The 5,047-nt window shown below is 35.5% G+C and carries 4 protein-coding genes; 1 reads left to right on the plus strand and 3 read right to left on the minus strand.

Features of this window, described 5'->3' with window-relative positions:
- Window positions 1–150 precede the first annotated feature (150 nt).
- Entirely contained in the window at window positions 151–1,650 is a 1,500-nt protein-coding gene (locus tag AFK68_RS11020) for an ABC transporter ATP-binding protein (protein WP_094672750.1), read from the plus strand.
- A gap of 366 nt (window positions 1,651–2,016) precedes the next feature.
- Here the strand turns inward: AFK68_RS11020 and AFK68_RS11025 are convergent, their stop codons facing one another.
- The 3 genes from AFK68_RS11025 to ubiG all read right to left on the minus strand — a co-directional run bounded on the left by AFK68_RS11025 (window position 2,017) and on the right by ubiG (window position 4,935).
- A complete protein-coding gene (locus AFK68_RS11025; RefSeq protein ID WP_094672751.1) occupies window positions 2,017–2,637 on the minus strand; it encodes a DUF938 domain-containing protein in 621 nt (206 codons plus the stop codon).
- 386 nt (window positions 2,638–3,023) lie between these two features.
- On the minus strand, window positions 3,024–3,914 hold the full coding sequence (locus tag AFK68_RS11030; protein WP_094672753.1) for a GNAT family N-acetyltransferase: 891 nt from the start codon (window positions 3,912–3,914) through the stop codon (window positions 3,024–3,026).
- A gap of 208 nt (window positions 3,915–4,122) precedes the next feature.
- Window positions 4,123–4,935 carry a bifunctional 2-polyprenyl-6-hydroxyphenol methylase/3-demethylubiquinol 3-O-methyltransferase UbiG gene (ubiG, locus tag AFK68_RS11035; protein ID WP_094672755.1) on the minus strand — a complete coding sequence of 271 codons (813 nt, stop codon included), beginning with the start codon at window positions 4,933–4,935 and terminating at the stop codon, window positions 4,123–4,125.
- Window positions 4,936–5,047: the final 112 nt, after the last annotated feature.

Raw genomic sequence — 5,047 nt, forward strand, 5'->3', positions numbered from 1 at the left:
ACAGTTTTGTTTCACGAACTATTTCTTATTGTTATATGGAATATCCCTACATATTCAATTATTGGTCAAACATATAGGTTTGGGTTTGGAGACCAAACCCCGACAGTTTTTTTCACAAATCATTTAAGATTACTATAACTGATAACTGAAATGACATATTTACGTCTAGAAAATATTACAAAAAGCTTCGGAAATTTTCTCGCCAACGATAATATTAATATTTCTATTGCTGCTGGTTCCATTCATGCCATTCTTGGAGAAAATGGTGCAGGAAAAACTACCTTAATGAACATATTATCAGGACTTTATCAACCAGATTTAGGTCAAATTTACCTAGAAGATAAGCCGATAAAAATTTCCTCTCCCAGTAAAGCAATTAATTATGGTATTGGCATGATTCATCAACACTTTATGTTAGTACCACAATTAACAGCAACAGAAAATATTATCTTGGGAACTAGAGGAAATTTTCATCTAAATTTAGCGGCAAAATCTAGAGAAATTAATGCTATGGCAAAAGCCTATAATTTAGAAATTCCAGCTAATGTTAAAATTACAGATTTACCAATAGGTACTCAGCAACGGGTAGAAATTATCAAGGTAATTTATCGCCAAGCCAGAATTTTAATTTTAGATGAACCAACCGCAGTATTAACTCCAGTAGAGGTAAATTATTTACTCAATATTTTGCGACAATTAGCAGCAAATAATCATACAATTATTTTTATTAGTCATAAACTTGAAGAGGTAATTAATGTCTGTGATACTGTCACAGTTTTGCGCCGAGGTAAAGTTATAGATACTCTCAAAATTGGAGAAACTAATACTCATAAATTAGCCGAAATGATGGTAGGGAGAGAAGTAAATTTAATTCACAAAAAAATCCCTGCTGAAAAAGGTAATATTGTTCTGGAAGTCAAAAATATAGAAGTGAAAAATAACCAAGGTTTATCTGCTGTGAATAATTTATCTTTTCAACTCCATAGTGGGGAAATTTTGGGAGTTGCTGGAGTTGATGGTAATGGTCAAAGAGAATTAGCAGATGCAATTAATAATTTACGTTCTCTGGAAAAAGGAGAGATAAATTTTGTCGATAATTTAACAGATAAATTAAAAGTTGGATATATTCCCGAAGACCGCCAGAAAATGGGGTTAATTCTTAATTTTAGTATTGCTCGGAATTTGATTTTGAAATTGTTTAAGTTTTTGCCTTTTTGCCGTTATGGTTTTCTGCAGTCTAAAGTGATAAATAATCAGGGAAAAAACGCCATAGAAAAATTTGATATTCGTGCCAGTCATCCACAATTAAAAGCAAGTCAACTTTCTGGTGGAAACCAACAAAAAATTATTCTGGCGCGGGAACTTTCTGGGGAACCAAAATTAATTGTCGCCATGCAACCTACCCGTGGTTTAGATATCGGAGCAACCGAATATGTACAACAAGCTTTACTTACTCAAAAACAACAGGGAGCAGCTATTCTGTATATTTCTACGGAATTAGAAGAAATAATGGCAATGAGCGATCGCATTGCCGTAATATATGAAGGTCAGTTTGTGGATATTCTGGATGCGGAAACTGCTACAGTCGAGCAGGTGGGTTTATTAATGACATCCGGCGCAAAATCATTAATATCACCTCCCGTTGAATAGTATAGCGCTACGCGCTAGGGAATAGGGAATAGGGAATAGGGAATAGTAGACTAATAAAGGGTTTTAGGATTTAGAAATGTCAAGAGCCTTAATGCGTAGCGCTATAATAATTAAAGCTTGTAGTAGGGCTTTAGCCCTATCCATGACTTCGGGCTAGAGCAAAACTACAAACAAAAACTTTTTTATCACTGATTATCCGGACATGATATAATATCATCTCCGGTTGAATAGTTATAATTAAAGTTCGTAGAATTGCTCTAGCCCGACGTATCTATATATCGGGCTAAAGCCTTACTACAAACAAAAACTTTTTTATCACTGATTATCCGGACATGATATAAGATTTTTCCTTTGCTTCTTCCTTCTTCAGTCTTTATGGAAAACCACAGATAAATTATTTGCTGGCATTTCCACCTTCTCCACAAACCTTAACCCCTCCTTCTCTGCTGCCGCTACTACATCTTCTAGGTTTCTCACCCCCCACTCAGAATTTTGAAATCGCAAAGACTCATCAAATGCCATATTACTCGGTGCTGTCTGTTCTCCCAGTTTGTACGGACCATACAAATATAATACCCCATCCTGCGGTAACAAACGTCCCGCACCTGCCATTAATCCCAGACAAGCAGACCACGGGGATATATGAATCATATTAATATTGACAATAGCTGCAATTTCTATACCCTCTTTTTCTACTGCCCAAACTGACTCCCGCGCATCAATATTAAGGGGTGGATGCAGGTTATCTGACGGACTATGTTTTTGCCATGCTGCTATACTCTCGCGCAACATTGGGTTTGGATCAGAAGGAAACCACTGGCGCGGTTTTAGGTGGGTAGAAAAGAAAACAGCGTGTTCTCCCGTACCACTAGCAATTTCTAAAATATTACCCGTTGGAGGCAAAACTCGCTGCAGAACTTCCAGAATAAACTTTCGGTTGCGTTCGGTTGCGGGAGCATATTGTCGAGCATCATAAAAAGAGGTCATTTCAGTTATTAGTTATCAGTTATTATCAGGACTTAAGCATGAGGTAGGAAAAACTAGGATTTGAGATTGCTTCCCTATGGGTCGCAATGACAAAAATACGTTTTACTGTGTAAGTCATATAAGCATTTAAACTATATATCCAATTTTCGTCAAAGGCAATAGTCAACAGGCAACAGGAAATATAAAATCTCAATGATTTTTATTATTGTAGGGGTTTGGTCTCCAAACCCAAGCGAAGAAGGGATTTGGAGACCAAACCCCTACAGTTTTTTTTCACTAATCATTTCATATTGCTATAGCAATTGAAGCAAAGGTTAGGGAATTTCTAAATTACCAAACTCAGTCAGAGATTATTTTTGACTTTTGTCTGGCGGCGTAGCGCTATATTAGCCAGAAAAATTATCCCACTGAAACAATGAAAAAACTCCAGTATAACTTTTCCAAAATTCTCCCTTTTCTAAATAATTTAATAGCAACTCACAAGTGGGGAAAAAACCACCAATACTTGAATATTTTTTCTGAAAAGCTAAATGACGTAACTCTAAAAGTAGGATTGGTAAACTTTCTTTAGTACCCCTTATATAACCCAGGCAAAAAACTTCTTTATCTGTTTCTAGTGAACTTTGTATTGCCAAAGCAACTAAGCGATCGCTCTGTTTAATGCCCCACACCAAACCTCGTTCAATTAGATTTTTAAATAGTTCTATTTTCAGCTCTTGCCACTTAGCACCTGGAGAAACATAAAAACAATTATTTTCACCATAAAAATCAGGAGATTTAACTAACTCCCAAGCACAAGTAAAATCCCGATCATTAACCTGAGTAAATGTTGAACCTGAAGGAGATTTAACTGTAGAAATAGGGGTAGTTTTGTGAGGAATATAATGAGCAACAATTTTCCTATTTCGCCTAGTCATCATTCCTAGCATAACTTTGTCTCTAGAGTTAACTTGGCAGCGAGAAATTCTGATATTACTTTCCCGTAAAAACTGTTCTATTTGTGAATCTAAAATTCTGGCTATACCCTGACCTCGATAAGCGCGAGCGACACGCAACCCTTCCCACCAACCTTCCGAGTCTGACACCATAAATACTCGTGCTATTCCCACTGGTACATCATTAACTACAGCCACAAAAAGACGACCTTGAGGTTCAGCTAACCATTCATCCCAAACTAGATGAATATGGTCTGATTCATTTTCCCATGTGTGTTGACAAAAATTTAAAACGGCTTCCCGATCCTCAGCGCATGCTAATCTAACTTGTACATCCATCATTTGAATTATCTCTTTTTTCTTGCCAATTGCTTCATTTACTATGAATTACCCAAAAGGTGGTTCAACAATTAATAATTAATTATTAATAATTACCTCTTCTTATAAATTAGAAATAAGAGGATTGAATCAAAGGATTTTTTTTCTTTTTTCCCCTTAAAAGAAGAGGCTTTCTACCTGGATTTTTCGGTAAGACCCACCCCAGAAACTTTTATCTTTTAATTCCGTATCCAATATAGTGTGGTAAAGTCTCTTTTTCCTCTACTTTTCCTAGCTGGAACTTACCATCAATAAATATTATAGACTGTAGCAAAAATCCATAGGGATTATTAACATCTTTAGCAAAATCAATACCACAATTATTTGCTAAACTTTCTAACTCTTGTGGTTGAACAAATAACAAAGGTTCGTGAGTACCAGCAGGAATAATTCCTTCAGCTTCTAACTTCATAAAAGTTGTAACGCAGCTCTCATTTCTGGAAATAGTATCAAAGATAAAAAGACCGCCTTTTTTGAGAATTCTAGACATCTCAGAAATTGCAGTAACTAAATCTTCAAGATGTTCTAAAAAATCACTAGACATTACTACATCAAAGCTTTCATCCTCAAAAGGTAATTGATAAACACTTGCCACTTGATAATCAACTTTAACATTAGTAATATTGGCGTGTTCCTTGGCAACATTTATTGCTCCCTCTGAGATATCAACACCTAAAACCTTATATCCATGCCTAGCAATATATTCAGAAAAAATACCTCCACCACAGCCAATTTCAACTATTTTTTGAGAAGGATAAATCTCAAATCTTTTGAGTACATCAATTGCAAATCCTCCTCTAACTGGATTCATTTCCTGCAATGGTTTGTGACAGCCATTTTCTCCCCACCATCCTTCTAATCCTGCATCGCTGTAAGTATCCAAATTTCTTGTTTCTAATTTAACCCCATATTTGTCAGCTAAGGAGGTAAGTTTTTCGGCTTCACCAATCTGATAATTTCTGCCAGTAATTGTATTTGTTTTCATATTTCTTATTCATGTCTAATTCTATTCTTAAATTACCAAACTTTAGTAACTTTATGCAAGATATTTTAGGATTTTAAATTCAGAGGCAATTTTTGATAAAAATGGTAAATAT

The organism is Hydrocoleum sp. CS-953 (assembly GCF_002260545.1).
Taxonomy (GTDB): Bacteria; Cyanobacteriota; Cyanobacteriia; order Cyanobacteriales; family Microcoleaceae; genus Trichodesmium.

What these genes read in the sequence shown, in the direction of transcription:
- AFK68_RS11020 (WP_094672750.1), top strand. Translation starts at nt 151, where the DNA reads ATGACATATTTACGTCTAGAAAATATTACAAAAAGCTTCGGAAATTTT.
- AFK68_RS11025 (WP_094672751.1), bottom strand. Translation starts at nt 2,637, where the DNA reads ATGACCTCTTTTTATGATGCTCGACAATATGCTCCCGCAACCGAACGC.
- AFK68_RS11030 (WP_094672753.1), bottom strand. Translation starts at nt 3,914, where the DNA reads ATGATGGATGTACAAGTTAGATTAGCATGCGCTGAGGATCGGGAAGCC.
- ubiG (WP_094672755.1), bottom strand. Translation starts at nt 4,935, where the DNA reads ATGAAAACAAATACAATTACTGGCAGAAATTATCAGATTGGTGAAGCC.